This is a genomic window from Pedobacter humicola (genome assembly GCF_056490705.1).
Map to the genome: position 1 here is coordinate 24481 of NZ_JBWJIG010000027.1, position 26553 is coordinate 51033.

At 39.5% G+C, this 26553-nt stretch carries 28 protein-coding genes; 18 read left to right on the forward strand and 10 right to left on the reverse strand.

All coding sequences use genetic code 11. The annotated features are described in order from the left end of the window. Positions 1–145 precede the first annotated feature (145 nt). The 7 genes from AC04Q1_RS25530 to AC04Q1_RS25560 all read left to right on the forward strand — a co-directional run bounded on the left by AC04Q1_RS25530 (position 146) and on the right by AC04Q1_RS25560 (position 5908). Complete coding sequence (locus AC04Q1_RS25530; RefSeq protein ID WP_478367364.1) at positions 146–784, forward strand: 1-acyl-sn-glycerol-3-phosphate acyltransferase; 639 nt, start codon at positions 146–148, stop codon at positions 782–784. Then, positions 781–1878, forward strand: a complete 1098-nt coding sequence (locus AC04Q1_RS25535) for a glycosyltransferase family 2 protein (RefSeq protein WP_478367365.1) — start codon at positions 781–783, stop codon at positions 1876–1878. Before AC04Q1_RS25530 ends, AC04Q1_RS25535 begins: the two co-directional genes overlap by 4 nt. Then, the gene (locus AC04Q1_RS25540) at positions 1848–2522 is read left to right on the forward strand and encodes a carotenoid biosynthesis protein (RefSeq protein ID WP_478367366.1); all 675 of its coding nucleotides are present in this window, start codon (positions 1848–1850) and stop codon (positions 2520–2522) included. The genes AC04Q1_RS25535 and AC04Q1_RS25540 overlap by 31 nt, the downstream gene beginning before the upstream one ends. A gap of 12 nt (positions 2523–2534) precedes the next feature. Beyond that, positions 2535–3383: a 4-hydroxy-3-methylbut-2-enyl diphosphate reductase gene (locus AC04Q1_RS25545; RefSeq protein ID WP_478367367.1), complete on the forward strand. Its 849-nt coding sequence runs from the start codon at positions 2535–2537 to the stop codon at positions 3381–3383. A gap of 101 nt (positions 3384–3484) precedes the next feature. Then, the gene (locus AC04Q1_RS25550; RefSeq protein WP_478367368.1) at positions 3485–4159 is read left to right on the forward strand and encodes a fatty acid desaturase; all 675 of its coding nucleotides are present in this window, start codon (positions 3485–3487) and stop codon (positions 4157–4159) included. Positions 4160–4376: 217 nt separating this feature from the next. Further along, a complete protein-coding gene (gene hemH, locus AC04Q1_RS25555) occupies positions 4377–5387 on the forward strand; it encodes a ferrochelatase (protein WP_478367369.1) in 1011 nt (336 codons plus the stop codon). A gap of 14 nt (positions 5388–5401) precedes the next feature. Beyond that, on the forward strand, positions 5402–5908 hold the full coding sequence (locus AC04Q1_RS25560) for a gluconokinase (RefSeq protein ID WP_478367370.1): 507 nt from the start codon (positions 5402–5404) through the stop codon (positions 5906–5908). Here the strand turns inward: AC04Q1_RS25560 and AC04Q1_RS25565 are convergent. Further along, complete coding sequence (locus AC04Q1_RS25565; RefSeq protein ID WP_478367371.1) at positions 5886–7118, reverse strand: 3-deoxy-D-manno-octulosonic acid transferase; 1233 nt, start codon at positions 7116–7118, stop codon at positions 5886–5888. The genes AC04Q1_RS25560 and AC04Q1_RS25565 overlap by 23 nt on opposite strands. A gap of 136 nt (positions 7119–7254) precedes the next feature. On the opposite strand from AC04Q1_RS25565, the gene AC04Q1_RS25570 reads away from it, so the two are divergent. The 5 genes from AC04Q1_RS25570 to AC04Q1_RS25590 are packed head-to-tail and all read left to right on the forward strand — an operon-like array spanning position 7255 to position 11893. Then, positions 7255–8565, forward strand: a complete 1311-nt coding sequence (locus AC04Q1_RS25570; protein WP_478367372.1) for a UDP-glucose dehydrogenase family protein — start codon at positions 7255–7257, stop codon at positions 8563–8565. 1 nt (position 8566) lies between these two features. Next, complete coding sequence (locus AC04Q1_RS25575; protein ID WP_478367373.1) at positions 8567–9556, forward strand: UDP-glucuronic acid decarboxylase family protein; 990 nt, start codon at positions 8567–8569, stop codon at positions 9554–9556. A gap of 1 nt (position 9557) precedes the next feature. Next, positions 9558–10580 carry a UDP-glucose 4-epimerase GalE gene (gene galE, locus AC04Q1_RS25580; RefSeq protein ID WP_478367374.1) on the forward strand — a complete coding sequence of 341 codons (1023 nt, stop codon included), beginning with the start codon at positions 9558–9560 and terminating at the stop codon, positions 10578–10580. Further along, entirely contained in the window at positions 10581–11138 is a 558-nt protein-coding gene (locus AC04Q1_RS25585) for a hypothetical protein (RefSeq protein ID WP_478367375.1), read from the forward strand. Positions 11139–11152: 14 nt separating this feature from the next. Then, on the forward strand, positions 11153–11893 hold the full coding sequence (locus AC04Q1_RS25590) for a tyrosine-protein phosphatase (protein ID WP_478367376.1): 741 nt from the start codon (positions 11153–11155) through the stop codon (positions 11891–11893). Positions 11894–12057: 164 nt separating this feature from the next. Here the strand turns inward: AC04Q1_RS25590 and AC04Q1_RS25595 are convergent, their stop codons facing one another. Together AC04Q1_RS25595 and AC04Q1_RS25600 are read right to left on the reverse strand one after the other, a co-directional pair. Continuing rightward, positions 12058–13287, reverse strand: a complete 1230-nt coding sequence (locus AC04Q1_RS25595) for an ABC transporter permease (protein WP_478367377.1) — start codon at positions 13285–13287, stop codon at positions 12058–12060. Between the two features lie 102 nt (positions 13288–13389). Next, positions 13390–13743 carry a HesB/IscA family protein gene (locus AC04Q1_RS25600; protein WP_478367378.1) on the reverse strand — a complete coding sequence of 118 codons (354 nt, stop codon included), beginning with the start codon at positions 13741–13743 and terminating at the stop codon, positions 13390–13392. A 92-nt stretch (positions 13744–13835) separates the two neighbouring features. Here AC04Q1_RS25600 and AC04Q1_RS25605 point away from each other — a divergent pair, with 92 nt between their 5' ends. The 3 genes from AC04Q1_RS25605 (at position 13836) to dnaA (ending at position 18004) form a co-directional block, all read left to right on the forward strand. Continuing rightward, entirely contained in the window at positions 13836–14366 is a 531-nt protein-coding gene (locus AC04Q1_RS25605; RefSeq protein ID WP_478367379.1) for a DUF7935 family protein, read from the forward strand. 119 nt (positions 14367–14485) lie between these two features. Continuing rightward, positions 14486–16033: an acyl-CoA mutase large subunit family protein gene (locus tag AC04Q1_RS25610; RefSeq protein WP_478367380.1), complete on the forward strand. Its 1548-nt coding sequence runs from the start codon at positions 14486–14488 to the stop codon at positions 16031–16033. A 540-nt stretch (positions 16034–16573) separates the two neighbouring features. Continuing rightward, positions 16574–18004, forward strand: coding sequence for a chromosomal replication initiator protein DnaA (gene dnaA, locus AC04Q1_RS25615; protein WP_025145530.1), 1431 nt, complete (start codon positions 16574–16576; stop codon positions 18002–18004). Positions 18005–18181: 177 nt separating this feature from the next. On the opposite strand, the gene AC04Q1_RS25620 is transcribed toward dnaA, so the two are convergent. From AC04Q1_RS25620 to AC04Q1_RS25640, 5 genes are all read right to left on the reverse strand, one after another. Beyond that, the gene (locus AC04Q1_RS25620) at positions 18182–18730 is read right to left on the reverse strand and encodes an NUDIX hydrolase (RefSeq protein WP_478367381.1); all 549 of its coding nucleotides are present in this window, start codon (positions 18728–18730) and stop codon (positions 18182–18184) included. 46 nt (positions 18731–18776) lie between these two features. Further along, positions 18777–19166: a hypothetical protein gene (locus AC04Q1_RS25625; RefSeq protein ID WP_478367382.1), complete on the reverse strand. Its 390-nt coding sequence runs from the start codon at positions 19164–19166 to the stop codon at positions 18777–18779. Positions 19167–19258: 92 nt separating this feature from the next. Further along, positions 19259–20032 carry a TPM domain-containing protein gene (locus tag AC04Q1_RS25630; RefSeq protein WP_478367383.1) on the reverse strand — a complete coding sequence of 258 codons (774 nt, stop codon included), beginning with the start codon at positions 20030–20032 and terminating at the stop codon, positions 19259–19261. Positions 20033–20035: 3 nt separating this feature from the next. Continuing rightward, positions 20036–20479 (reverse strand): TPM domain-containing protein, encoded by a 444-nt coding sequence (locus tag AC04Q1_RS25635; RefSeq protein ID WP_478367384.1) that lies wholly within the window; start codon positions 20477–20479, stop codon positions 20036–20038. 84 nt (positions 20480–20563) lie between these two features. Further along, a complete protein-coding gene (locus AC04Q1_RS25640; RefSeq protein WP_055907879.1) occupies positions 20564–21145 on the reverse strand; it encodes a LemA family protein in 582 nt (193 codons plus the stop codon). A 403-nt stretch (positions 21146–21548) separates the two neighbouring features. Between AC04Q1_RS25640 and AC04Q1_RS25645 the strand changes: the two genes are divergently transcribed. The 3 genes from AC04Q1_RS25645 to AC04Q1_RS25655 are packed head-to-tail and all read left to right on the forward strand — an operon-like array spanning position 21549 to position 23967. Further along, a complete protein-coding gene (locus AC04Q1_RS25645) occupies positions 21549–23090 on the forward strand; it encodes an NAD(P)/FAD-dependent oxidoreductase (RefSeq protein ID WP_478367385.1) in 1542 nt (513 codons plus the stop codon). Between the two features lie 33 nt (positions 23091–23123). Next, positions 23124–23591, forward strand: coding sequence for a DinB family protein (locus tag AC04Q1_RS25650; protein WP_478367386.1), 468 nt, complete (start codon positions 23124–23126; stop codon positions 23589–23591). 16 nt (positions 23592–23607) lie between these two features. Further along, positions 23608–23967 (forward strand): CoA-binding protein, encoded by a 360-nt coding sequence (locus AC04Q1_RS25655; RefSeq protein WP_478367387.1) that lies wholly within the window; start codon positions 23608–23610, stop codon positions 23965–23967. On the opposite strand, the gene AC04Q1_RS25660 is transcribed toward AC04Q1_RS25655, so the two are convergent. Continuing rightward, on the reverse strand, positions 23964–25073 hold the full coding sequence (locus tag AC04Q1_RS25660) for an acyloxyacyl hydrolase (RefSeq protein WP_478367389.1): 1110 nt from the start codon (positions 25071–25073) through the stop codon (positions 23964–23966). The two genes, AC04Q1_RS25655 and AC04Q1_RS25660, sit on opposite strands and share 4 nt — an antisense overlap. A gap of 10 nt (positions 25074–25083) precedes the next feature. After that, positions 25084–26040 carry a lipid A deacylase LpxR family protein gene (locus AC04Q1_RS25665; RefSeq protein WP_478367390.1) on the reverse strand — a complete coding sequence of 319 codons (957 nt, stop codon included), beginning with the start codon at positions 26038–26040 and terminating at the stop codon, positions 25084–25086. Between the last annotated feature and the right edge of the window lie 513 nt (positions 26041–26553).

Consider the following 26553-nt stretch of genomic DNA (forward strand, 5'->3'; position numbering starts at 1 on the left):
GTAACGAGGATGAATGAGAATAGCGATTGTATCGCTAATATTCAAAACATTTGAAACTATTATGCCACATTGTAAATGTGGATCTCGATAATCCTCGTTACAAACGAGGACTATATGTTAAAGATTTGCAATTAAGCCCAATTTTTTGCAATTTCCCAAAATGTACCATCCCAGAAAAAATAATTTGATTTTTAGCTTTTTCTCCTGGTATATCCAATTTATCATCAAAAAGGATTTTGCAGGGTTTAATTACGATAATATAGAAATCAGACAAGATAATTCCGTTTTGGTTTTAGCCAATCACTTCAGTTGGTGGGATGGTTTTTTCCTTTTTTACATCAACAAAAAGGTTTTCAAAAAACAATTTCACGTATTGGTGAATGCCGAAAATTATAATAATGTTGGTTTTCTGAAATATCTGGGTGCTTTTGCTGCAGAAAATAAAGGCAAAGATGTTTTGGAAACCCTTAACTACGCTGGCAAACTGTTAGATGATCCTGCTAATCTGGTGCTGGTGTTTCCGCAAGGGAAATTGCATTCCAATCATGTAAAAAATATCAACTTTGAGAAAGGCGTAATGCAGATGATCAACGCCAGTCAGAAAAAAATCAACATCATTTTTGCCGCTACATTTATCGATTTTTTTGCGAAAAGAAAACCATCTGCTTATACTTATGTACAACATTGGGAGAATGAGGAATATGTGAGTTTACAATTGCTAAAAAGCGCTTATAATAAACATTACGATCAATCAGCTGTTAAACAAATTCAGATTATTGAATGACAATTTTTATTTACGCCGTTTTAATTTTTCTCGTTATCCGGTTTTCGGTTACCGTTTTCAATTTCCTGTCTAATCCGAAGTTGCCCAGGGTTGTTAAACATTATCAGGATAAAGTTTCCATTTTAATTCCGGCGAGAGATGAAGCGGCCAATATACTCGAACTGCTTATTTCGATTAAAAATCAGGATTATAACCATTATGAAGTGATCGTTTTGGATGATAACAGTAACGACAACACTTACGCCCTAGTAGCTGATTTTTGCGTTTCAAATCCACAGTTTAAAGTGCTAAGGGGAAAAGAGCTTCCAAACAATTGGCTTGGAAAAAACTATGCCTGCCACCAGCTCAGCGAATTGGCTACAGGAAAATACCTTTTATTTATCGATGCTGATGAATCGATAAAACGAGGTTTGATCAATAGTTTAATAGCCCGGATGGAAATTGGCGAACTAAGCTTGCTGAGTGTTTTTACCAATCAGACCATGAAGTCGTTAGGCGAGCGGTTTACGGTACCATTGATGCATTTTATTCTCTTAAATTTACTCCCCCTGCGCCTGGTTAAACTTTCAAAAAATCCGGCATTTGCGGCAGCAAGTGGGCAATGTATGTTTTTTAATGCCGCCAATTACAAAGAAAACCGTTGGCATGAACGGGTTAAACACCAGGTGGTGGAAGATGTGGAGATTATGAAACTGGTCAAACAGGAAAAATTTAATGCCGAAGCACTTTTGGCCAACGGACTGATTTATTGCAGGATGTATAAAAATATGGGTGAAAGCTTAAATGGTTTTAGTAAAAATTTACTTGCGGGTTTTGGTAATAACATGATAATATTATTACTTTACCAGCTTTTGGTAACAATAGGGCCGGTAATTTTAATCTTAAACTTTAATGTTGCTTTACTTGTATTACCCTTAACTTTAATAGTCTTAAGTAGAATCATGATCTCTTATTTATCCGGACAGAACGTTTTGATAAATGTGGTCTTACATCCATTTCAGATGTTGTTCTTCTTAATTATTTCACTTATTTCGATAAAAAAACATATTTTTAAAACAGGCACATGGAAGGGCAGAACGATCAAAGCGATTTAAGGGTTAAAAGGATTGCGGTTGCTGTAATTATCATTTTTCATTTAGTTGGTTTGCTTGGCTTTTTAATCCCTGCCGCTCACCCTTATTTTATCAAGCTTGTTCCTTTTCATTTGTTATTGATGTTTGCTGTAATTGTTTTTGCATACAATGCGGATGTAAAGCGGCTTTTATTATTTGTTTCAGGAGTTTTTCTCTGTGGATTTTTGGTTGAGGTGTTAGGTGTACACACCGGGAAGATATTTGGCAGCTATTATTATGGCGATACATTAGGTTATAAGATTGCTGCGGTTCCATTGTTAATGGGGGTTAACTGGGTAATCCTTATTTTCAGTGTTGGGCAGATGATGAAAGGTATGAAAATCAGGCACAGCGTCTTAGCATCGGTTGTTGGTGCTTTTATACTCGTAGGTTTCGATTTCTTTTTAGAACCCGTGGCCATGAAGTTTGATTACTGGCAATGGGACTGGCACGAAATCCCTGTTCAAAATTACGTAGCCTGGTTTATCGTTTCGGTAATCTTGTTGAAGTTTTACTATGCTTTAGGTTTAAAACAGCAGAAATATATCGGTACTGCAATGTTCCTGTCGCAGCTTATCTTTTTTGTTGTCTTATACATGACAACCAGAACAAATATTTTTGCTTAATTTTGTATCGCAATGGGTTATAACTTACAGGTTAACATCGATAAATCATCAGGCTTTTGCTTCGGCGTGGTATATGCCATAGAAATGGCTGAAGATATCTTGGATAATGAAGGGTATTTGTATTGCCTGGGTGATATTGTTCATAATGATGAAGAAGTTGAACGTTTAACCAAACGTGGATTAAAAATCATTGATCACGAAGTTTTAAAAAACCTTAGGGATGAAAAGGTTTTGATCCGTGCCCATGGCGAAGCACCGTCTACTTACCAACTTGCTTTAGAAAACAACCTTACGCTTATCGATGCTTCTTGCCCTGTGGTTTTGAAACTCCAGAACAGGATCAAAAATTCGCATGACGACGATGAACAAGTCCTTATTTTTGGCAAACATGGTCATGCCGAAGTGATCGGGCTTCAAGGTCAGACTGATGGTAAAGCAATTGTATTTCAGGATTTGGCCGAATTAGACAATGTAGAACTTCCTGCTAAATTTACCTTATACAGCCAGACTACTAAAAGCACCGATAAATTCTACCACATTAAAGATGAACTGTTAAGCCGTGGTTACGAAGTTAAGGCAAACGATACCATTTGCAGACAGGTATCTAACCGTTACGAAGAACTCGAAGATTTCGTAAGTCATTACGATCGGATCGTTTTTGTATCTGGCAAAAAATCATCAAACGGAAAAGTACTTTACGATGTCTGTAAAAAACACAATGATAATTCTTACTTCATTTCTAATGTTGAAGAGTTGGATCAAAGCTGGTTTAATGAAAACGATAAAGTAGGCATCTGCGGGGCCACTTCTACACCAATGTGGTTGATGGAGAAGGTTAAAGCTGCTTTGGAGCAATACTAGATTTTTCTGATGAGTCGTCACCCTGAATTTAGTTCAGGGTCTATATATCGAGTAAAGATGCTGAAACAAGTTCAGCATGACGAAATAAATTAAAAGAGGCATTGAAAACTGTAAATCCATATACTGGAATCCTGGTTGCGTTAACCGTAATTGCCTGCTGGTTTGTTTCACTTTATTTCTTGCTTACCTGGCATTTCTACTGGAGCAATCCTTTGGTTTATTTGATGGTTTTTGTACAGATGCATTTGTATACAGGTTTATTCATCACTGCCCATGATGCCATGCACGGAACGATTTCGCCAAATAGAAAAGTAAATAATTTTATCGGTTATCTTTCTGTTTTTCTTTATGCAGGTTTTTTCTATAACCGTTTGTATGCGAAACATCACCAGCACCATAATCACGTACACACCGAAAATGATCCTGATTTTGCGCCACATGGTTTTTGGAAATGGTATTTCCGGTTTATGCTAAATTATGTTACCATCATCCAGATGGTGATTATGGCTTCGGCCTATAATGTGCTCAAAATCTGGGTTGATGAAAGGAATTTGCTTTTGTTTTGGGTGTTACCATCCTTATTAAGCACTTTTCAATTGTTTTATTTTGGCACATACCTGCCGCACAAAGGGGAGCATGATAACGAATACCATTCATCTACTTTGCAGAAAAACCATTTTTTGGCCTTTATTACCTGTTACTTTTTCGGTTATCATTTAGAACATCACCAAAAACCAGGTATGCCCTGGTGGCAACTGCATAAAACGAAAGGATAGGCCGGTTGTGGTGTCAGATTGATCTTGGTGTAAGATATTACCATACTGACATTAAAGGAATTTTACCAAAGTTTTGCCCTATCCTTATATCCTTTTAGACTCCAGACGTGATTAATACAGCATTTTTTGACTAAAAAATGTCGACCATCACATTTTTAGGATAGGTAAAAAACAATAAAAAGGCGATATTTGCGCCACGAAACATATTCTTGTATAGATGAGCAAAAAGGGAATTTTACTGGTAAATTTAGGAACACCTGATAGTCCGGCAACGGCTGACGTTAAAAAATACTTGGATCAGTTTTTAATGGACGAGAGGGTAATTGATATTCCGAAGTTCAACCGCGCATTATTGGTTAAAGGAATTATCGTTCCTTTCCGTAGTCCTAAAACAGCAAAACTATACAAGGAAATCTGGAATGAAAATGGCTCGCCACTTTTGTTTTATAGCAGGTTGCAGGCCAAAATGTTACAGGAAAGATTAGGTGACGATTACCATGTAGAACTGGCGATGCGTTACCAAAGTCCATCAATTGCATCGGCACTGGCAAACTTAAAAGCTGGCTTGGTAGAAAGCATCCAGGTGATCCCGATGTTTCCTCAGTATGCATCAGCGAGCTCAGGCTCGGTAATGCAGTTGGTGATGGAGCTGGTAAGCAAGTGGCAAACCGTTCCTCCAATCTCCTTTGTCAATTCTTTCCATGATAACGAGCTGATGATTAAAGTTTTCGCAGAAAATGCCAGAAAGCACAATGTAGCAAGCTATGATCACATCCTGTTCAGTTTCCATGGTTTGCCGGAGCGTCAATTGTTAAAGTGTGACCATACCGGAAGCTACTGCTTAAAAAGTGCCGATTGCTGTCAGACCTTAAACGATACGAATAAATTCTGTTATTCTGCGCAAGGGCATGATACTGCCAGATTGATCGCTAAAGAATTAAACTTATCAAGAGATCAATATACGGTATGTTTCCAGTCCCGTTTAGGTAAAGAGCCCTGGGTACAACCTTACACTACCGATGTGTTGAAGAAACTAGCCGCAGAAGGCAAGAAACGTTTGTTGGTTTTCAGTCCGGCTTTTGTGGCTGATTGTTTAGAAACACTTTACGAAATTACGGTAGAATACCACGAAGAGTTTAAAGCCTTAGGAGGCGAACATGTTCAACTGGTAGAAAGTTTAAACGATAGTCCTGTATTCATTGAGGCGCTTGCCGGAATGGTTAAATAGTTTTAGATTTAGAGATGGCGAATTTTATCATTTTGATGGGCGTTTCGGGGAGTGGTAAAACCGTTGTTGGAAAAGCTTTGGCGCCAAGGTTAAATGCCGAATTTATAGATGGTGATAACCTGCATTCGCAACGGAATGTGGATAAAATGGCTGCCGGGATTCCCCTAACGGATGCCGACCGCTTAGATTGGTTAGAGTTGATCGCCAAAGTTGGCCGCGAGCATGCCGCTCATGGTGCAACCTGTATTATTGCCTGTTCTGCACTAAAGAAATCTTATCGCGATCTGTTAAGAAGAGATAATGCATCCATCCGCTTTGTCTATTTAAAAGGAAGTTTCGATTTGATCCACGATCGGATTACCAAGCGCTCGCACCAATATATGCCTTCGAGTTTATTGAAAAGCCAGTTTGAAACCCTGGAAGAGCCACAAAATGAGGAGCAGGATATAATAACCGTTTCAATCGATCAAAGTATTCCCGAAATTGTGGAAGAAATTGCTAAGGCTGATCTGATTTCGTAATCATCGAAATGATCTGATCTGTCGCACCTTTTTTCTCTGTCACATATTTTCTGGCTTCATCTGCCGCAGTTTTACTTTCGGCAAAACCCTCGAAAGCATTGATTAATTCTTCTGCTGATGAAATAGTTTTTGCCGCACCAATGGCAATTAAATCTTTTGCTTCCTGAAATTTATCGTATTTAGGACCGAAAATTACGGGTAAGCCGAATGCAGCGGCTTCTAAAGTATTGTGAATTCCCGTTCCGAAACCGCCACCAATGTAGGCCACCTTTCCATATTGATAGAGCGAAGACAGCATGCCGATGTTATCGATGATGAGTGTTTGGTGTTCGGCATTTAGCGTATGATCAGCGGAACTGAAAACTGAAAACCGAAAACTGCCAACCGAAAACTGTTTCTCGATACTTTCAATATGGCTTTCATGGATCTCATGCGGAGCGATGATAAATTTCCAGTTCGGATACTGTTGGGGCAAAACCGATAATATTTTTTCATCCTCGGGCCAGGTGCTTCCACATACTAAGGTAGGGGAACCGCCAATAAAACTTTCAATCAGGTTAAGCTGTTTCGGCGATTGCGCATTTTCATATACGCGGTCGAAACGGGTATCGCCGTTTATGGTTACCTGATTTAAACCAATTGATTTTAAAAGCTTCTCACTTTCTTCATTTTGGACAAAAAAGTAAGTAACCGACTTTAAAATATTGCGATAAAATCCACCATACCATTTAAAAAAGGCCTGATTTTTCCTAAAAATCCCTGAAATTAGATATAAAGGAATACTCCGATCTTTTAATTCCTTAAAATAAAAATGCCAAAACTCATATTTGGTGAAAATGACCATTTCAGGATTAATGTGGTCAATAAACCGTTTGGCATTACTAGCGGAATCAATCGGGAGATAAAATACGTCAGCCAGGGCATAATTTTTCCTGATTTCATATCCCGAAGGAGAAAAAAAAGTGACTACGATTTTCTTCGCTGGATAAAGTGTTTTTAGTTTTTCTAACACTGGCCGGCCCTGCTCAAATTCGCCTAATGATGCAAAATGAAACCATATATGTTTTTCGGCAGGGTTAATTTTCTGGGCAATTATACTAAAGATATTTTTACGCCCATTTATAAATAATTTAGCCTTAGGATTAAATAAAGAGAATATCCTGATGAGTAAAGTATAGGTACGGATTCCGATGATGTAAAGTAATTTCATATCTTCGTGCCAAGATAAAACGAATATATTTAAAAAGCTTAAAAATATATGGATCTATCGCAATTTAGCCTAATATTCAACGCAATAAATAGGTTGTGAAGATTGCTCCTTACCAGCAAAAAATAAAATATAACAGATGAAGATAGCCGTTATTGGTACCGGATACGTAGGTTTAGTTACCGGAACCTGTTTAGCCGAAACAGGAAATGATGTAATATGTGTTGACGTTAACGAAGCAAAGGTAAAACAGATGCAGGCGGGCGAAGTGCCGATTTATGAGCCTGGATTAGATCTTTTGTTCCATAGAAATATTGAGCAGAAAAGATTAACCTTTACCACCAATCTTGCTGATGCCGTAAAGGATGCACAGATTATTTTTATGGCTTTACCAACGCCTCCCGGTGGAGATGGTGCAGCCGATCTTTCTTATATTTTAGGTGCTGCAAAAGATATTTCCAAACTGATTACCGAATATAAGGTAATTGTAAACAAGTCTACCGTTCCTGTTGGTACGGCAGATAAAGTTAAAGCCGTTTTTGCCGAAAATACTTCGGTCGAGGTTGATGTGGTATCCAATCCCGAGTTTTTAAGGGAAGGGGTAGCTGTTGATGATTTCATGAAACCAGACCGTGTTGTTTTGGGTACCAAGAGTGAAAAAGCGAAAAAACTGATGACTGAACTTTATGGGCCCTATGTTCGTCAGGGGAACCCTATTCTTTTTATGGATGAACGCTCTTCTGAGTTAACTAAATACGCAGCAAACTCTTTCCTTGCCACTAAAATCACGTTCATGAACGAAGTGGCCAACCTTTGCGAGCTGGTGGGGGCCGATGTTGATGCGGTTAGAAGAGGTATCGGTTCTGATGACCGTATTGGTAAACGTTTCCTTTTTCCGGGTGTAGGTTACGGTGGCTCATGTTTCCCGAAAGATGTCCAGGCATTGGTCAAATCATCTGATGATTATGCCTACGATTTTCAGATTCTGAAATCGGTGATGGAGGTTAATGAGCGGCAAAAAACCATTTTGGTAGATAAGGTGCTTAAATATTATAAAGGTGATATTGAAGGAAAACATTTTGCCCTTTGGGGATTGGCTTTTAAACCCGAAACCGACGATATCCGGGAAGCACCTGCTTTATATATTATTGATGCGCTGGTTAAAAATGGAGCAACTGTTACCGTGTTCGATCCCGAAGCAATGGAGAATGTTAAAAATATTATTGGCGACCAGGTAAATTACGCTAAGAATCAATATGAAGCGTTGGAAAGTGCTGATGCCCTGTTGATTGCGACGGAATGGTCGGTTTTTCGTAACCCCGATTTTGAAAAAATAGACAGCACTTTGAAAAATAAAGTCGTTTTCGATGGTCGAAATTTGTATGATTTGCAAAAAATGATCGATCTTGGCTATTATTATAATAGCATAGGTAGAAAATTAATCGATTAAAATGGGTCAAAAAAGAATATTGATTACAGGCGCAGCCGGATTTTTAGGTTCACACCTTTGTGATCGTTTTGTAAAAGAGGGTTATTATGTTATCGGAATGGATAACCTGATTACCGGTGATCTCGCGAACATCGAACATTTGTTTAAGCTGGAAAATTTCGAGTTTTATAACCACGATGTTTCTAAATTTGTACATATTCCTGGCCAGCTCGACTATATCCTGCACTTTGCCTCACCGGCAAGTCCGATTGATTATCTTAAAATACCGATCCAAACCCTTAAGGTAGGTTCACTAGGTACACATAACCTTCTGGGTTTAGCGCGGAACAAAAATGCTAGGATGCTGATCGCATCAACTTCTGAAGTATATGGGGATCCGAATGTGAATCCACAACCGGAAGAATACTGGGGCAATGTAAATCCGGTTGGTCCACGTGGCGTTTATGATGAGGCCAAGCGTTTTCAGGAAGCCATTACCATGGCTTACCATACCTTTCATGGTGTAGAAACCAGGATCGTGAGAATCTTTAATACTTATGGACCAAGAATGCGCCTGAATGATGGACGTGTTTTGCCTGCTTTTATTGGACAGGCTTTAAGGGGCGAAGATTTAACTATTTTTGGCGACGGAAGTCAGACCCGTTCTTTCTGTTACGTTGATGACCTCATTGAAGGTATTTATCGGTTGTTAATGAGCGATTATGCACAGCCGGTAAATATTGGTAACCCGGATGAAATTACCATTAAACAATTCTGCGAAGAAATTATCAAATTAACAGGTACTACACAGAAAATTGTATACAGGGAGCTTCCACAGGATGACCCTAAACAACGTAGGCCCGATATTACCAAGGCGAGATCGCTATTGGGATGGGAGCCAAAGATTGGCCGTGCTGAAGGATTAAAAATTACATACGAATATTTTAAATCATTGCCTGCTGAGGCTTTGGAGAAAATAGATCATAAAGATTTTACCACATTTAACCGTTAAAATGGCAAAAATATTAGTTACTGGTGGAACAGGATACATAGGTTCGCACACAGCTGTAGAGTTACACAACGCAGGATACGAAGTTGTAATTATCGATAACCTTTCTAACTCGAATATCAAAATTTTAACCCAGCTTCATGCCATCACTGGCAAATGGTTCGATTTCCATGAAATTGATCTGCAGGATGATAAAGCTGTTCAGGAATTTGCAGAAAGCCATACCGATATTGATGGGATTATTCACTTTGCTGCTTATAAAGCAGTTGGAGAATCGGTTGAGCAGCCATTAAAATATTATAGAAATAATTTCTATAGTTTGATAAACCTGTTAACTTCGTTTAACAGAAAGATTAATTTCGTGTTTTCTTCATCATGTACCGTTTATGGCCAGCCAGAAGCGCTCCCGGTAACAGAAGCTGCTCCGGTACAAAAAGCAGAATCTCCTTACGGAAATACCAAACAGATTGCGGAAGAAATATTGGCAGAAACTGCTGCGGTAACCCCAGATTTAAACATCATCGCTTTACGTTATTTCAATCCGGTTGGTGCACACGAAACAGCATTGATTGGCGAATTGCCAAATGGCGTGCCTGCAAACCTTGTTCCTTTCATCACCCAATCGGCTATCGGCAAACGTGGTCCGATTACCGTTTATGGAAATGATTACGATACTCCTGATGGTTCTGCCATCCGCGATTATATTCATGTGGTTGATCTTGCAAAAGCTCACGTAGCCGCCATTAAAAGATTAGAAGAGGGAAAAGCAGCAACCAACTACGATGTTTTCAATATCGGTACCGGAAAAGGTTCTTCGGTTTTAGAGATTATTGCAGCCTTCGAAAGGGTGAATGATGAAAAACTTGATTATAAAATTGGCCCGAGAAGAGCAGGTGATATTGTTCAGATTTATGGTGATGTTACTAAATCCAATCAAGAATTGGGATGGAAAGCTGGGCTTGATATCAATGAGATGATGCGTTCGGCATGGGAATGGGAAAAATACATTAAGGCTAACCCTTTTTAGATGAAGTTAGCTGAGCACAAAGATTTAAAAGCTGCCATAACTGAACTGCCTGTTAAAGAAAAAGATAAGCTGTTGTTGCGTTTGGTGGCCAAGGATAAAGTGCTTACAGAACATCTTCATTATAAATTATTAGAGGATGAAACCGATCTGGAAGACCGGAAAGAAAAGATTAAAGCCGATGTGGATGAACAGATTCTGGAACTGAAGAAACTCAATGCCAAAGAAGCATTGGTAAAGGTAAGGAAGATGATTACATCGGTTAACCACTTTTATAAAGTAACCAAAGATCCTGTTGGAGAGGTAGAGCTGAAGTTGTTTATCCTCAATGCCATCCCTTTTGATTATAAGAAATCAATTTTTGGTTACCGCGATTTTATGATGCTTTTTAGTATTTTTTACTTGAAAACGGTCGCGGTAACCCTAAATAAATTCAAAAAATTACACGAAGACCTGCAATTCGATTTAAGCGAAGACTTAAATCGTTTGCTCGATAAAATCTATTCCTCTAAATTGGCAGGTGCGGCAGAGGCCAGTAATCTGCCAAGGGAGATCAGTTAAAATTATAATCTAGCATGATGTTCGGATTATTTAAAAAGAAAAAAATAGCACCCGAATTTAATTTCTCCGGTATTGGAACAGATATGCACTCGCACATTATTCCAGGAATTGATGATGGTGCGCGAAATATTAAAGACTCCCTGCTTCTTGCTAAAAAATTTAAGGCTTTAGGTTATCAGAAGCTGATTGCCACGCCACACATCATGGCCGATTATTACCGAAACACACCCGATACGATTAACCGTGGATTGGATATACTGAAGAAAGGCCTGCAAGAGATCGAACTTGATCTGGAGGTTGATGCCGCTGCCGAATATTACCTGGATGAAACCCTTGAAAAGAAGGTCAGGCAAAAACAGGTGCTCACTTTTGGAAGCAATTATCTTTTATTTGAACTTTCTTACATCAATGCACCTCAAAACCTGATCGGCTTTATTAAAATAATGCAGGATGCCGGATATAAGCCTGTCCTGGCGCATCCCGAAAGGTATCCTTATTATTATGGTTCTTTTGAAAGCTATCACCAAATCAGAGAAACAGGCTGCTTGTTGCAAATGAACAGTATTGCTTTAACAGGTTATTATGGTTCTGGGGCAAAAAAAATAGCCGAAGAAATGGTAGAAAACCATATGGTCGATTTTATCGGCAGCGATATGCACCATTTAAAACATGCCGCCGCGCTCGAAGATAGCCTCAGCACGCCCTTAATGCAGCAGTTGCTTACGCAGCATCAATTGAATAACGCACTGCTCTAAACCCCTAAAGGGGACTTTGCCTTTCTCCCGGTTATACCTGGTTTTTAAAAGAGTGTTTATTAATTTTGCTGTCTGAATAACTTCTGACAGCGTGTACAAATAATTAATATGGATTTACCGTCGTTATATTTTTCATGCCTCTAGCTCCCTTTAAGTGCTGGGGGTTATTCGTATCTCAACGCCTCTACAGGATCTAACTTTGATGCTTTTTTTGCAGGATAGTATCCAGATAAGATCCCTACCAGTACACACAGTACAAAACCGCCTATAATAAAGAGCCAGGGGATCAGGAAAGAGCCACCCATGGCTAGAGAGATCAGGTTTCCTAAAACGATGCCAAGGAAGATGCCAAAAACCCCACCCATTAAACAGATCACCACCGCTTCAATTAAAAACTGACGACGGATTACCTTAGGGTTTGCACCAATCGCTTTACGGATACCAATTTCGCGGGTACGTTCGGTAACCGAAACCAGCATAATATTCATCAGTCCGATAGAAGCGCCGATTAAGGTAATAATTCCGATCGCAACCCCTCCAATGGCCACAAATGCCAGGTTTTCGAATAAGGTTTGGGCAATGGCATCACTTTTTGTGATTTCGAAGTTATTGGTTTCGCTTATTTTTACTTTCCGGATATTCCTGAACAAAGCCGTAGATTCGCCGATAATGTTTTCTTGCATTTCGTTGCTCGGAACCATTACCGTTATGGTATAAGATGGATTGGCATTGGCATTAATCTGCTTTGCTTTTAAAAGCGGAACGTAAACGGCCCTATCGCCACTAAAGCCCATACTCGATCCCTTTTTCTCCAGTATGCCTACAATTTTGAAACGGTTATTGCCTACATTGATCAGTTTATCCAATGGATCTGAGTCTTTAAACAATTTTTCCACTACCTCACCACCAACGATACAAACGTTGCTTCCTAACTGTATTTCTGAAACACTAAAATTTCTTCCCTGTGATAAATTCAGACCTTGAGAGGCTAAACCGTTTTCATCAATTCCCTGCACATTAATATTAGGGTTTGTTTTTAAGCTGCCGTATTTGATGGTAGAACCGCCGCTTGCGAAAACGCTTACGGCTACGGTAGCCGGAGTTTTCAGACTGTCTTTAAACTTAACCGCATCTTCATAACGGATAGCTTTAAAAGGTTTCGGCCTTTTCCCATTTCCAATCCTGATCCCGGTACCACGGTTCCTGATGGTAAATGAGTTGGCCCCCATGCTACTAAAAGCGTCGGTCATACTTTTCTTTACAGCATCAAGCGTGGTTAAAATCCCAACCAAAGCCATTAAACCAATGGCAATAATCAAGGCGGTAAGCATGGTACGCAAGCGGTTACCCTTAATAGATTCTAATGCCAGTCTGATGTTTTCTCTGTAATTCATTTAGTATTGCGATAAGCGTTTGGCGGGCAAAGCTTGTAAAAATAAAAAAAGTCCCGATGTTTAGACAAGGGGACCGCACTATATGTTACAATAATATTTTATTTATGCCGAGAAACTCGTGCCACAGCCACAAGTGCTGGTTGCATTCGGGTTAACAAAGGTAAAACCGCGTGAGTTTAATCCATCCTGCCAATCGATCATCATGCCCATTAAGTACATCTGGTGTGCTTTGTTCATGAAAACCTTGATGCCATCAATAAAATATTCCTGATCGCCTTCTTTTTTCTGATCAAAACCTAAGATATAATTCATTCCGGCACAACCGCCGCCCTCTACGCCAACGCGTAATCCATAATCTTCACCGATCTCCTGCTGATCTTTTAATTTATATAACTCTTTAGCTGCGCCTTCTGAAAAAGTAACCGGTGCAAATGCTGTATCAACTGTTGTGCTCATGTTATTTAAATTTTATCTGTTACAAATATAAATAATAATGCACATTTTTGCTTTTAACGGTTCGTTAATATTACCGTAATTAAACAATACTTATGAATACCCAACAGATTTTAATTGATATAGTGATCTTATTTGCAGGCATTTTTGCTGCGTCAATGGCCGTTTATTATATTTTAAAGAGTGATATCCAGCGTTTCTTTAATCTTAAAACCATCGAAATCAATAAAGAAAGCAGGGCACATCTTTTACCATTGCGGTTACAGGCACACGAACGTTTAATCATTTTTATCGACCGTATTAACCCTGCAAACCTCCTGGTGCGGTTACATCAACAAGGAATTGCCATCGCAACTTTGCAGGCAGGGATCTTAAATGAAGTGCGTTCGGAGTATCAGCATAACATTACCCAGCAGTTATACGTAGATAGCATCACATGGAATGTGGTGCGTAAGTTAAAAGAGGATACCATTGCGATGATCAATAATGCAGTACAGGGTTTGCCAGCCGATGCAAATGGAATCGAATTAAGTAAAGCAATTTTACAGCACATGGCCAGTATAGATGAAAATCCGTACGATTTAACCATTGAACTGATCAAAAAAGATATACATAGGTTGTTTTAATGGGGTTAACTGGTTAATTGAAATCCGATCCTTAGCTAATTTTACAGTTAACCAAATAACCAGTTTCAACAGTAACCAGCACGCTGGGACAATGAACCGATAGCAAATGAACCAAATATATGAGCGATAAAAAACATACTACTACTTCGGGCATTGAAATTAAGGCTTTGTATACGGAGGCGAAACCAATGGAAGAGTTGCCGGGCGAGTTTCCTTTTACCAGGGGAATCCAGAAGGATATGTACCGTGGCCGTTTATGGACCATGCGGCAGTATGCAGGTTTTTCGACTGCTGAAGAATCGAACAAACGGTATCATTATTTATTGGCCCAGGGAACAACGGGTTTATCAGTTGCTTTCGATCTCCCTACACAGATCGGTTACGATTCTGATCATGAAATGGCCGATGGTGAAGTAGGGAAGGTTGGGGTGGCTATTGATTCGTTAAAGGATATTGAGATTCTGTTCGATGGTATTGAACTGAAAAATATCACCACATCAATGACGATCAATGCTACCGCTTCAATTTTATTGGCCATGTACATTGCACTGGCCAAAAAACAAGGTGCGGATTTAAAACAGGTTTCGGGTACGATTCAGAACGATATTTTAAAAGAATACGCCGCGAGGGGGACTTACATCTATCCGCCGAAGCAATCCATGCGCTTGATCACCGATATTTTTGAATTTTGTAGCAAAGAAGTACCCAAGTGGAATACCATTTCTATCTCTGGTTACCATATTCGCGAAGCTGGTTCCAGTGCCGTGCAGGAACTTGCGTTTACGCTCGCCAATGGAAAAACTTACTTAAAGGCTGCGTTAGATAAGGGTTTAGCTATTAATGTATTCGCTAAACGTTTGTCGTTCTTTTTTAATTGCCACAACAATTTCTTCGAAGAGATTGCAAAATTTAGGGCGGCAAGGCGCATGTGGGCGAAAATAACCAAAGATTTGGGTGCTACAGACGAGAAAGCCCAAATGCTGCGGTTTCATACGCAAACCGGTGGTTCTACGCTAACAGCGCAGCAACCGCTAAACAATGTCATCAGGGTAAGCAATCAGGCCATGGCTGCGGTTTTAGGTGGTACACAGTCATTACATACCAATGGTTACGATGAGGCACTTTCATTGCCAACTGAATCGGCGGCAAAAATTGCATTGCGTACACAACAGATTATTGCCTTCGAGAGTGGCGTTCCCGATACGGTCGATCCATTGGCAGGATCATTCTTTGTAGAGAACTTAACCGATGAGGTTGAAGCTGCTGCCTGGGCTTATATCGATCGGATAGATGCGATGGGCGGTTCGGTTAATGCCATTGAAAGTGATTACATGCAAAATGAAATTGCGAATGCGTCTTATCAATATCAAAAGGAAATTGAAAGTGGCGAAAGGATCTCAGTAGGGGTGAATAAGTTTACTCAGGAAGAAGAAGGTTTAACAGAAGTTTTTAATATTGATGACTCCATCCGAAAGCTGCAATCCGAAAAACTCGATCAATTGAAAGCGACCCGAGATCATGCAGCTGTAGAAAAGTCATTGCAGAAGTTAAGTGAAGCTGCTCATGGTGAAACCAACCTGATGCCGCTGATTATTGATGCCGTTGAAAAGTATGCTACACTAGGCGAAATCGCTGATGTGTTTAGGGCCAGTTTTGGCGTGTATTAGAACACATCGGTTTTCATTTTCTTTTGCTTTAAAATGGCGGTATTTTGCTTTTCATGATCTTGATCAAAAATCAATAGTTATTGTGTACCGTAATTCCAGATAAATGGATTACTTGTCGTAAAATTCATACATCAGCAGTTAAAAATGGTTTAATCAAAATTGGTGCTAATCAATAGGGTAAAAGACTGTTTGTTTAGTTTTTACTATATGTTTGATTTACAGGCGATTCTGTGTTTGGTGAATTAAAAATGAATAATTATCTCCTAAGTGGCTTAGAATTTGCTTTTCCCATACCGATTTGAAATTAATCGGAATGATACACGTTAAATAATCGTTAATGTGGATAACCAGTGTTAATAAATAGTTATCAACATAAAAAATTGAGGTTAAGCGGGCTACTATATTCCTTATCAGTACGTTACGATTTATTTGAAATTTTTGTTTAAAATGTTGATAATTTTCTCAATATTCGTAGTCCCGAAACGGACCATCCCTTTAATTCGAATCGGCACTGTAAACCAATAAATTATAGAAATCGCAATGGAAAAAACTTGTACAGAAGTGTGGAAGAACTGTCTTCAAATTATTAAGGATAACATTCCGAACCAAAGTTTCAAAACTTGGTTCGAGCCAATAACAGCCCTTAAATTGGAAGGTAAGGTTTTAACCATACAAGTGCCAAGTTTGTTCTTTTACGAATGGCTTGAAGAACATTATGTAGGCTTGCTACGTAAGACTGTAAAAAAGCAACTTGGAGAGGATGGCAGGTTGGAATATAATATCGTTGTAGATAAATCATCTAACAGCGGTAATCCTTATACTACCAATATGCCCTCAAATGGAAATGGAGCGGAGGCAAAGGTACAATCGATGCCGATTCCGGTTTCCATTAATAAGGATATTAAAAACCCTTTTATTATCCCTGGATTAAAAAAATTAAATGTTGATCCGCAATTAAACTCGAACTATACTTTCGAAAATTATATTGAGGGAGATTGCAACCGCTTGGCACGTTCTGCAGGTTACGCTGTAGCGGCAAAACCAGGAGGTACGTCTTTTAACCCATTAATGATTTATGGTGGAGTAGGTTTGGGTAAAACACACCTGGCGCAGGCAATCGGTAACGAGATTAAACGCAGCATGCCAGATAAGTTGGTGATCTATGTGAGCTGTGAGAAATTCTGTCAGCAATTTGTAGATTCATTAAAAAACAATACCATTAACGACTTCGTTAACTTTTATCAGGCAATGGATGTGATCATTATGGATGATGTGCACAACTTTGCAGGTAAAGAAAAAACACAGGATATTTTCTTCCACATCTTTAACCACTTACACCAATCGGGCAAACAGGTCATCTTAACATCTGATAAAGCCCCGAAAGATTTGGCTGGCCTGGAAGAACGTTTGTTAAGCCGTTTCAAATGGGGCTTATCTGCCGACCTGCAGATCCCTGATTTAGAAACGCGTATTGCTATTTTAAGAAAGAAAATGTATGCTGATGGTATTGAGTTACCTGGCGAGGTTGTAGAATATGTTGCGCATAACATCGATAACAACGTTCGTGAGCTAGAGGGTGCTATGGTATCTCTTTTAGCGCAGGCTACATTGAATAAAAAAGAAATCGATTTGGCCCTTGCTAAACAGATGTTGAAAAACTTTATTAAAAATACTTCTAAAGAAATTTCAATGGAGTACATCCAGAAATTGGTTTGTGAGTATTTCGAGGTTCCTGTTGATATGGTTAAATCGCAAACACGTAAACGCGAAATTGTTCAGGCACGTCAGATTTCGATGTACCTTTCTAAAAGTCATACAAAGTCATCATTGAAAACGATCGGCGCTTTCTTCGGCGGCCGCGATCACAGTACGGTAATTTATGCCTGCCAAACAGTTGAAGATTTAATTGATACTGATAAGAAGTTTAAGGCTTACGTACACGATATCCAGAAGAAATTAAAAATGAGCTAAACCAGGTTCAGGAATAGAAAGGTAAAAGGGTTTAAATTAAAACCTTTCGTTCGTGTTCAAAATTTATGCAACAACAATAAAGGCCGGGTATTTTACCAGGCCTTTATTGTTGTCTTTCTATCGGTTTTTAAAACTTAATTCCTTTATTCAGGAGTTTTTGGTTTATATGGAACAAGTTTAAAGTTTTTCCAGTTCGGCTAAGCCGTAGTGTAAAGCGGCAACGTGTAGGGCCTGTGCAATTTTATTGTCTTTGATCAACTGCTTAATTTCATCAATGGTATATTCTTCAACATTTAAGATTTCGTGTTCATCTAAATGCTGTTCGTGTGTTTTAACACCACCGGTTAAGATGTAGGTGAAAGTCCTGTTGTTGGCTGTCGCCGGATTGGGGTAAAGTTCGGCGATAAGCTTACAGGTTTTAAAACTGTAGCCTGTTTCTTCCAAAAGCTCACGTTTAACGGCAAACTCAGGTGATTCGTCACCGTCAATTACACCGCCCGGAACTTCGAGCGAAACAATATCAGCCGCATGGCGGTACTGGCGCACCATAATTATTTTTCCTTCTTCCGTTAATGCAATCGCGTTTACCCAGTTCGGGTATTCTAAAACATAATAGTCGTCTTTTATCACTCCGCCCGGAAGTTTCACTTCATCTACCCTCAGGGTAGCCCATTGTTCGCGTACTAAATATTTAGAGGCAATTTTCTGCCACTTTTCTATAATCATTTATTGATGTTAATTGAGTTTACTCCAAACTAAAAACTGTCACCTCCTAACTGATATACTGTTGTATTGTTTTCTGGCGGTGCAGATTTACCAAATGTACAATCTTGTGCTGATCTGACAAGTATTGATAAACTAAATTAAGTTTTGGTGCAATGGTTTGGTTGCGCTCCTGGTTAACACCCAACTCATAATACAGAAATTCGCTTAACGAATCGAGTTTTTCGGGAGGGAGGTTGCCACCTGTTAACCAGTTTTCAAAAATCTTGAGATCTTCGTTTTCCAAAATTTCTTTGGGCAACTGAAAACCACTTTCCATAGTTTCATCAAAAATTTGATTGGCTTCTGTCAACTTGCCCTCCAGTTTAAGTCCCATAATACGGGCTAAAACCTGGGCAAGTTTCTGTATTTCTGCGGTAATTAAATCTCTTCTGTACATGAGGGTTGCAAGGTTAAATTCTTGTTAAGTTGGAATGTTTAATGGGAAAAGTTCTAAGTTAATGACCATTGGCAATGACCTGATGAATCAGGCTACCAACTTCCGCTAGAGCCCCCTCCGCCAAAACTTCCTCCTCCGAAACCGCCGAATCCTCCTCCGCCTCCGCCAGAAGAGCCACCTCCCCAGCCGCCACTGCTTCGGCCGCCTCCCCCGCTTCCAAAAAGCATGGCCCAGAATAAAGCATTAGATGCGCCACGTCCGCCAATGACTTCGCTTCCGCCTCCGCCACCTTTTCGCATAATGATAATGATGACGATCACAATGATGATAATAATAACGATACTGCCCGAGCCACCTTTTTTTGAAGAAGCTTTTGGGTTATCGTTTTTATATTCACCTTTTGTATATTTTATGATCGATGTAGTGCCTTCATCTAAACCGGCATAATAATTACCTGCTTTAAAATTGGGCTTAATGTCGTTATCAATAATACGCTTGGCATAGATATCAGGTAATGCACCTTCTAAACCATAGCCGGTTTGGATGGAGATTTTTCTATCACCAACGGCAACCACGATCATAATCCCGTTGTTTTTGCCGCTCTGGCCAACGCCCCATTTTCTACCCAGTTCTACAGCATATTCGTTAATATCATAATCGCCAACCGATTTTAATATAGCAATGGCAATCTGTGTAGAGGAAGAATCGCTAAAGGTAACCAGTTTACTTTCCAGTGCCTGTTTTTGTTCTGTAGATAGTACATTGGCGTAATCATTTACTAAGGCACCGGGCTTTTCTGGAAAATCCTGTGCAAAACCGAAAGTGAATACTAAACTGAATAATGATAAAAGAAATATTTTTTTCATCGCTTATTTTTGCTCTAGGTTATCCATAAAAACGATGTCGTTTGGCAATTCATTAATATCGCCTTTTTGGGGCGGAAAAAATAAGGCCAGTTTTTCTCCTGCCAGTGCTACCCCGGCTATAATGCCATCGGCCAAATTACCCTTGGCAAAATGTGCTGTCATGGCAATCTTAGTGGTTTCCCAAAAGTTTTCAGGCACTAGCTGGTTAATCCCAACATCGCCAATAATGGCAAATTTATGATCTGCATGTACCAAATAAATCAGCACACCATTTCTTTTTGCTGTTTTGTCCATATCCAGTTTAGCAAAATATTCGGTGGCTTTTTCATATGGATCGCCCTCGCAATGTTTATCAATAGCGATCCTGATTTCTCCTGAAGTAGCTTTTTCGGCGTTGGAGATGGCATCTGCTATTTTTTCTTGTTCAATATCTGAAAATAACGACATGTGCTTATTTTATATGAAGTAAAAAGGGTAATAAATGTTCAGTTAAATAAACATTCACTACCCTTATATATTGTGTTGAGAATATTAAAATTCTACTTTAGGTGCATCTTTTGCAGAAGCATCGGCCTCAAAATATCCTTTAGGTTTAAAGCCGAACATGCCAGCGGTTAAATTTGTAGGGAATGATCTGATTTTGCCGTTATATTCCTGCACGGCATCATTAAAGTCTTTACGGGCAACGGTAATCCTGTTTTCGGTACTTTCTAACTGAGCAGATAAATCGCTGAACTGTTGTGTAGCCCTTAGTTCTGGGTAATTTTCGGTAATGGATAGTAATTTACCCAAAGCCTGGCTTAGTTGTCCTTGAGCCGCCTGGTATTTCTGAATGTTTTCTGGCGTTAACTCATCGGCTTTAACTGTCATTTGAGTTGCTTTAGCACGTGCTTCAGTTACAGCAGTTAAAGTACCCTGTTCAAATTTGGCTGCACCCTTTACCGTAGCTACCAAATTCGGGATTAAATCTGCTCTTCTTTGATATTGGGTTTGTACGGTTCCCCATTTCGATTTAACGTTCTCATCCAATTTAACCATGCTATTGTATCCGCATGAACTTAAAGTGCTAACCGCAATAACGGCGGCAAGAATTCCAAATATTAATCTTTTCATTTTTATGGTTTTTGTCTTTATAATCAAACTGAATTATGCTCAATTTACGAATTAGATATCAAATTGTATGCCTTTGTTACAGTTTCGTTAATTATCTGCCAGGTTGACAAGCCGGGTAGGGGTTCTAAATATAGTTAAACGGAAGATTTTGTTTATGAGCGTGTAAAATGTAACGATTTAAATCTCGTTTTTTTATTTGGGCGTAAGGTCTTGTTGCACAGGTTTCATCGGGGCAGGAGGTAGAGTGGGAAGAAAAAAGCCTATGGGATAATGTAATTGCTTTCCGGATAAGTGAATTATTTCAGAACGTTTATTAAGCATTTGCAACAGCATGTTAAATTGTGTCAATTTTTCTTGATAGTTGTTTATCTTTGTATCGTTCGGGATAAAAACCCGACAGGATATGCAAAAAGACATCGAAATTACGTTGCTCCCTCATGAGGTAGAGCAAACAGAACTCATCAACCAAAAACTGGCTGAAGCCTTAAAATTACCTGAATCCAGGATCAAGGGCTTCGAAATTCTGAAAAGATCTATTGATGCCCGTTCACGGAAAGTCATTTTCCGCCTTCAGGTAAAGGTTTTTGTGGATGAAGAAGCCATTCCGGAAGTGTATACCATCAACTATCCAAATGTAAGTTCGGCAAAGCCTGTGATTATTATCGGAGCCGGTCCGGCAGGTTTATTTGCGGCATTACAATGTATCGAAAATGGCTTAAAACCTATTATTATCGAACGCGGTAAAGATGTAAAGCAACGCCGTAGAGATCTGGCTGCCATTAATAAACAGGGCTTGGTCAATACCGAATCCAATTATTGTTATGGCGAAGGTGGCGCAGGGACTTACTCTGACGGTAAATTATATACCCGGTCTAATAAACGTGGCGACATTAATAAAGTGCTTCAGGTTTTTGTAAATCATGGTGCAGCGCCTGATATCGCTATCGACGCCCGTCCGCACATCGGTACCAATAAACTTCCGCATATCATTACTTCCATAAAAGAGACCATCTTAAATGCTGGGGGTGAAGTAATGTTCGATAGCCAGATGACCGATATTTTAATCGAATTTGGTAAAGTAAAAGGAATAGAAATTAATTTTCAGGACAAGTTGTTTGCCGATGATATTATCCTGGCAACGGGTCATTCGGCAAGAGATATTTACGAACTGTTAAATAAAAAAAATATTCTCATAGAGGCAAAACCTTTTGCATTAGGGGTAAGGATAGAACATCCGCAGGAAATTATTGATTCGGCACAATACCATTGTGATATCCGCTCCGAATTTTTACCACCTGCTTATTATAGTTTGGTAGAACAGGTTGGTGCACGGGGTGTATTTTCTTTTTGCATGTGCCCGGGAGGTATTATCGCGCCATGCGCCACAGGTGAAAATGAAATTGTGGTTAATGGTTGGTCGCCATCCAAGCGGAACAATCCATATGCCAACTCCGGAACAGTAGTTCAGGTTACCTTAGATGATGTTCAGGGCTACGATCCGCTCCGGATGTTGCATTTTCAGTCAGAAATAGAAAAAATGGCTTTTGAAGCTGGCGGCGGCAATTTGGTTGCCCCTGCACAAAGAATGGTCGATTTTGTAAATCATAAATTATCAATCGATCTGCCAAAGAATTCTTACCTACCGGGCACCAAAAGCTCAATGCTGGATAATATTTTGCCTGATTTTGTATCAGATAGTTTGCGTGCGGCATTGCCCTTGTTTGGAAAAAAAATTAGAGGCTATTATACCAATGAAGCCATTTTGGTTGGTGTTGAAAGCAGAACATCATCACCGGTTAGGATCCCTAGGGATAAAGAAACCTATCAGCATCCTCAGGTAAAAGGTTTATATCCTTGTGCAGAAGGTGCAGGTTATGCAGGTGGAATTGTATCTGCAGCAATAGATGGAATTAACTGTGCGAATGCAATATTAAGCGCGTCATAACAAACTTTATAGTATACCAGTTGTTATTTTGGTATGTTTAATATTACGAACGAAATTAAAAAAGCCTTTAATGGGGATGCCTGGCATGGTAACCACGTGATGCAAACGCTAAATAACGTAAATCCAGAAGGTGCGTTTAGTCATTTTGTTCCAGGGGCACACTCTATTGCCGAAATTGCTTTGCATTTAACGGCCTGGACAGAAGAAGTTTCTTCCAGATTGACAGGTAAACCAGCTGAAGAGCCTGCAATGGGCGATTGGCCGGAGCCTGAAGGTAAAACGCCTAAAGATTGGGAACGGATTATCTTTAACTTTAAAATTGCAAATGAAGAACTCATCAGGGTTTGTGAAGCCATAAAAGATAACCAGTGGGATGATGAAGTCGCGGGCGAAAGAAATCCTGCTCTGGGAACCGGGGTAACCAATACCGAACTTGTGAGTGGCCTGGTGCAACATCACGCATACCATTCCGGTCAGATTGCACTGCTTTCAAAATTTTAACCAATTTTAATGAATTATGAAAAAGACCCTTATTATAGGCGCATCGCCAGATCCCTCAAGATATGCTTACAAAGCAGCCAATATGCTCAGGCGTTTCAATCATGACATTGTTAATGTGGGCATAAAAAGGGGAGAGGTTGCAGGAGTAGAAATTGAAAAACCTGGCGAAATCCATAGTGATATAGATACCGTAACTTTATACATTGGACCGCCTTTACAGGCACAATATCACGATTATATCCTGGCAACAAATCCAAAGCGCGTGATTTTCAACCCTGGAACAGAGAATTACGAACTCGAAAAATTATTGAATCAGCACAATATTGAGCCTGTTGAAGCCTGCACTTTAGTATTGCTAAGTACAGGACAATATTAAATTTTATATACTACACCCCAGTTTACATAATCCGCTTGTGCGAAATGCATATAAGTTTTGGCTTGTAAGCCCAGGTGAGGTGTAATATTAAAAGTAGGGCCAAAAGTCCAGTACCAAGTTGCTTTTTCCATTAACCTTTTGTAGTGAATATATTTCCCGATCTGTGCTGCAACAGTTACGCGCCACAAATTGATGTCGGCACCAACGCTGATTCCTGTCCGCCATTTATCATAAGAAGTCCCATAATTCTGGAAAGTTCCTTGATTGTTATTCGGATCGAAAGTGGTAAAATAATAAACGGCATCTGCCCCGGCCTTAAGCGACATGACATCATTTAGATAAAAATTATAGCCCGCATATAACCCACTTTTGTATAGGCTTTTCGTTCTATCTTCAAATGCACCTCTTGCGCCTAAACCTGCACTAAGCTCAATTGAATTTCGCTGTAATGTAGTATAAGTACTTTTCCGCTCAGCCGTTAATGTTTTCGGATTGTTTAATTTAAGCCCGATATAAATATTTCCGGTATTTAGGCCTCCGTTTGGAACGGTAGCGCCACCATTGGATACATGTAAAAAACCGAAACCGGCTAATAGATCAGCATATTTACTTAGTGGGAGTTCCATCCCTAAGTCTGCTTTAATGGTTTCGTTAATCGGACTTCCCAGAAATCTATTTTTGGTATTATTGAAATAATATTTATTTGTATAACCCAAACCAACACCCGGCGTAAAATTAAATTTAACTTTCCCAATTGTAAACAATCGAAAATCCATCTGTGCCACCAGTCCATATACCTGTCCAAAAGCATTTGCCGAAGTATCTTTTGTGCCCTTTAATTTGCTCAAATCCCTAAAAATAAGACCAATTCCATAAGATTTAGCACCGCTAAATCCGATCCATTTATCGCTGTTCTGGCTGATGTCTTTAAAATAGGCAGCATCAAAACCTATAATCTGATCTTGAAACAGGTGCCCCTGGTCACTATTCACATGTGTGCCAAATATAGGCTTCAAAATAATAGAATGATTTTCGGGCGCAATTTGTGCTTTGGTAAAGCTGATGTTGGCAATAATAAAGATAAATGAAAGTAGTTGTTTTTTCATAAGAATATGGTTAGCTTTTACTAAAACGATAAGCAAGACTATAAAAGGCATAGCGATAACCAGTGGCACTTTTTTTAACCTCATTCGAAGTAAAGGTGGCGGTATAATTGGCGGTCCAGCGGGCAATGGCGAAAGTTAAGCCAACCTGCGTGGTAAAAACGATAGGTTTAGGTTTGAAAGTGATCGGCCCTTTATCGCTCAAAAATAAACCACCCTGTAAGCTGGAGTCGAACGCAACCGCATGCAATTGCGGACTAACTGAAAGAAAAAGTTCGTATTTGCGCTGTGCTTTATTGGAATTGTAATTGCTCACCAGACTGTTAAAGGCCGCAGAGCCATCCATATCGTTAAACCTGCCCAGTCTAAGCATCGCGCCAAGGTTCGCTTTGGTAATCACATTGCCGAGTGCAGCCGAAGTTGTTCCCGTAACATCGAATATCTTATTATTTGTAGTTATTAAAAGCTTATTATATTCTATACCTAAGTTTAAACTGGGTTCGCTGTTTAGGCCATATTCCCAACCTTCAATCTGATTTTGACCAACCAGTTTATGAAATGCTTTCTGAAATTCTTCACCTAAGGCATCTTTTCCGGTAATGCCTAGCTGTGCAGAAACTTTAAGCATCTGTTTATTGGCATAAAATCTGCTGTAATTTGCTTCTCCATAAAGATAGGCAGTAAAAGGACGGTCGTGTAAAGCAGGGTTCGGTACAAAACTATAATAGGGATTGTATATTTTCTGGCCAAGCTCGAAACCGATGATCTCTTTACTCCTTCCTGGTTTTAGGTTTTCTCCGTTTAAAGCATGTCGATATTTAATAAAAGCGCCATTGGTATAATAACGATCGCTGGTGATATCGATATAAGCATCGTTTTCAGAAATGATAACAAGCTCGTTTTTATAATTTTGGGCATAACTAATTTCAACCAGGCCGATAAAAAGCAGAGTAAGGTATAGCTTGAGCATCAATTTCATTTTTGGGATATTTTTTAATAAAGGCATAAAAGTATTAAATATTGTTTGGAATTTCAGTGCTACTATATAGGTTAGGCAAAAGAGACTTCCGAAGTTTAAATGGGCAAGGAAAACTTCGAAAGTCTGTTCGGGCTGCCCCGTTATTCTTGTACTATATGTAGTGTGTGTTTTTTTTTCAGCAAAGCAGGGACTGTGCTATTATTTAGGTGTAGCCCTGCTATCCACTATAGCCCCGGTAGAAAAAACCGGGGGCTGCCGTTGCTATCAGGTTTACCGGGCAGGTACCTCCGGGGTTTTAAACGACCGGGCGCAGGAGAAACTCCGGAAGCCCGGGGTGATGGAGCACCGATAAACACCGTTTTGTTCAAAAAGTTTTGCCTGCCGAAACATTTTTTCTGTCTGTAATCCATAGGGTTACGTTAATCCCTGCTCCATTCCATAAAAATGTTTTGCGTGTACGGTAAAATTCCCTACTTTTGCATCCCGCTTCGGAGGAAACGGTTA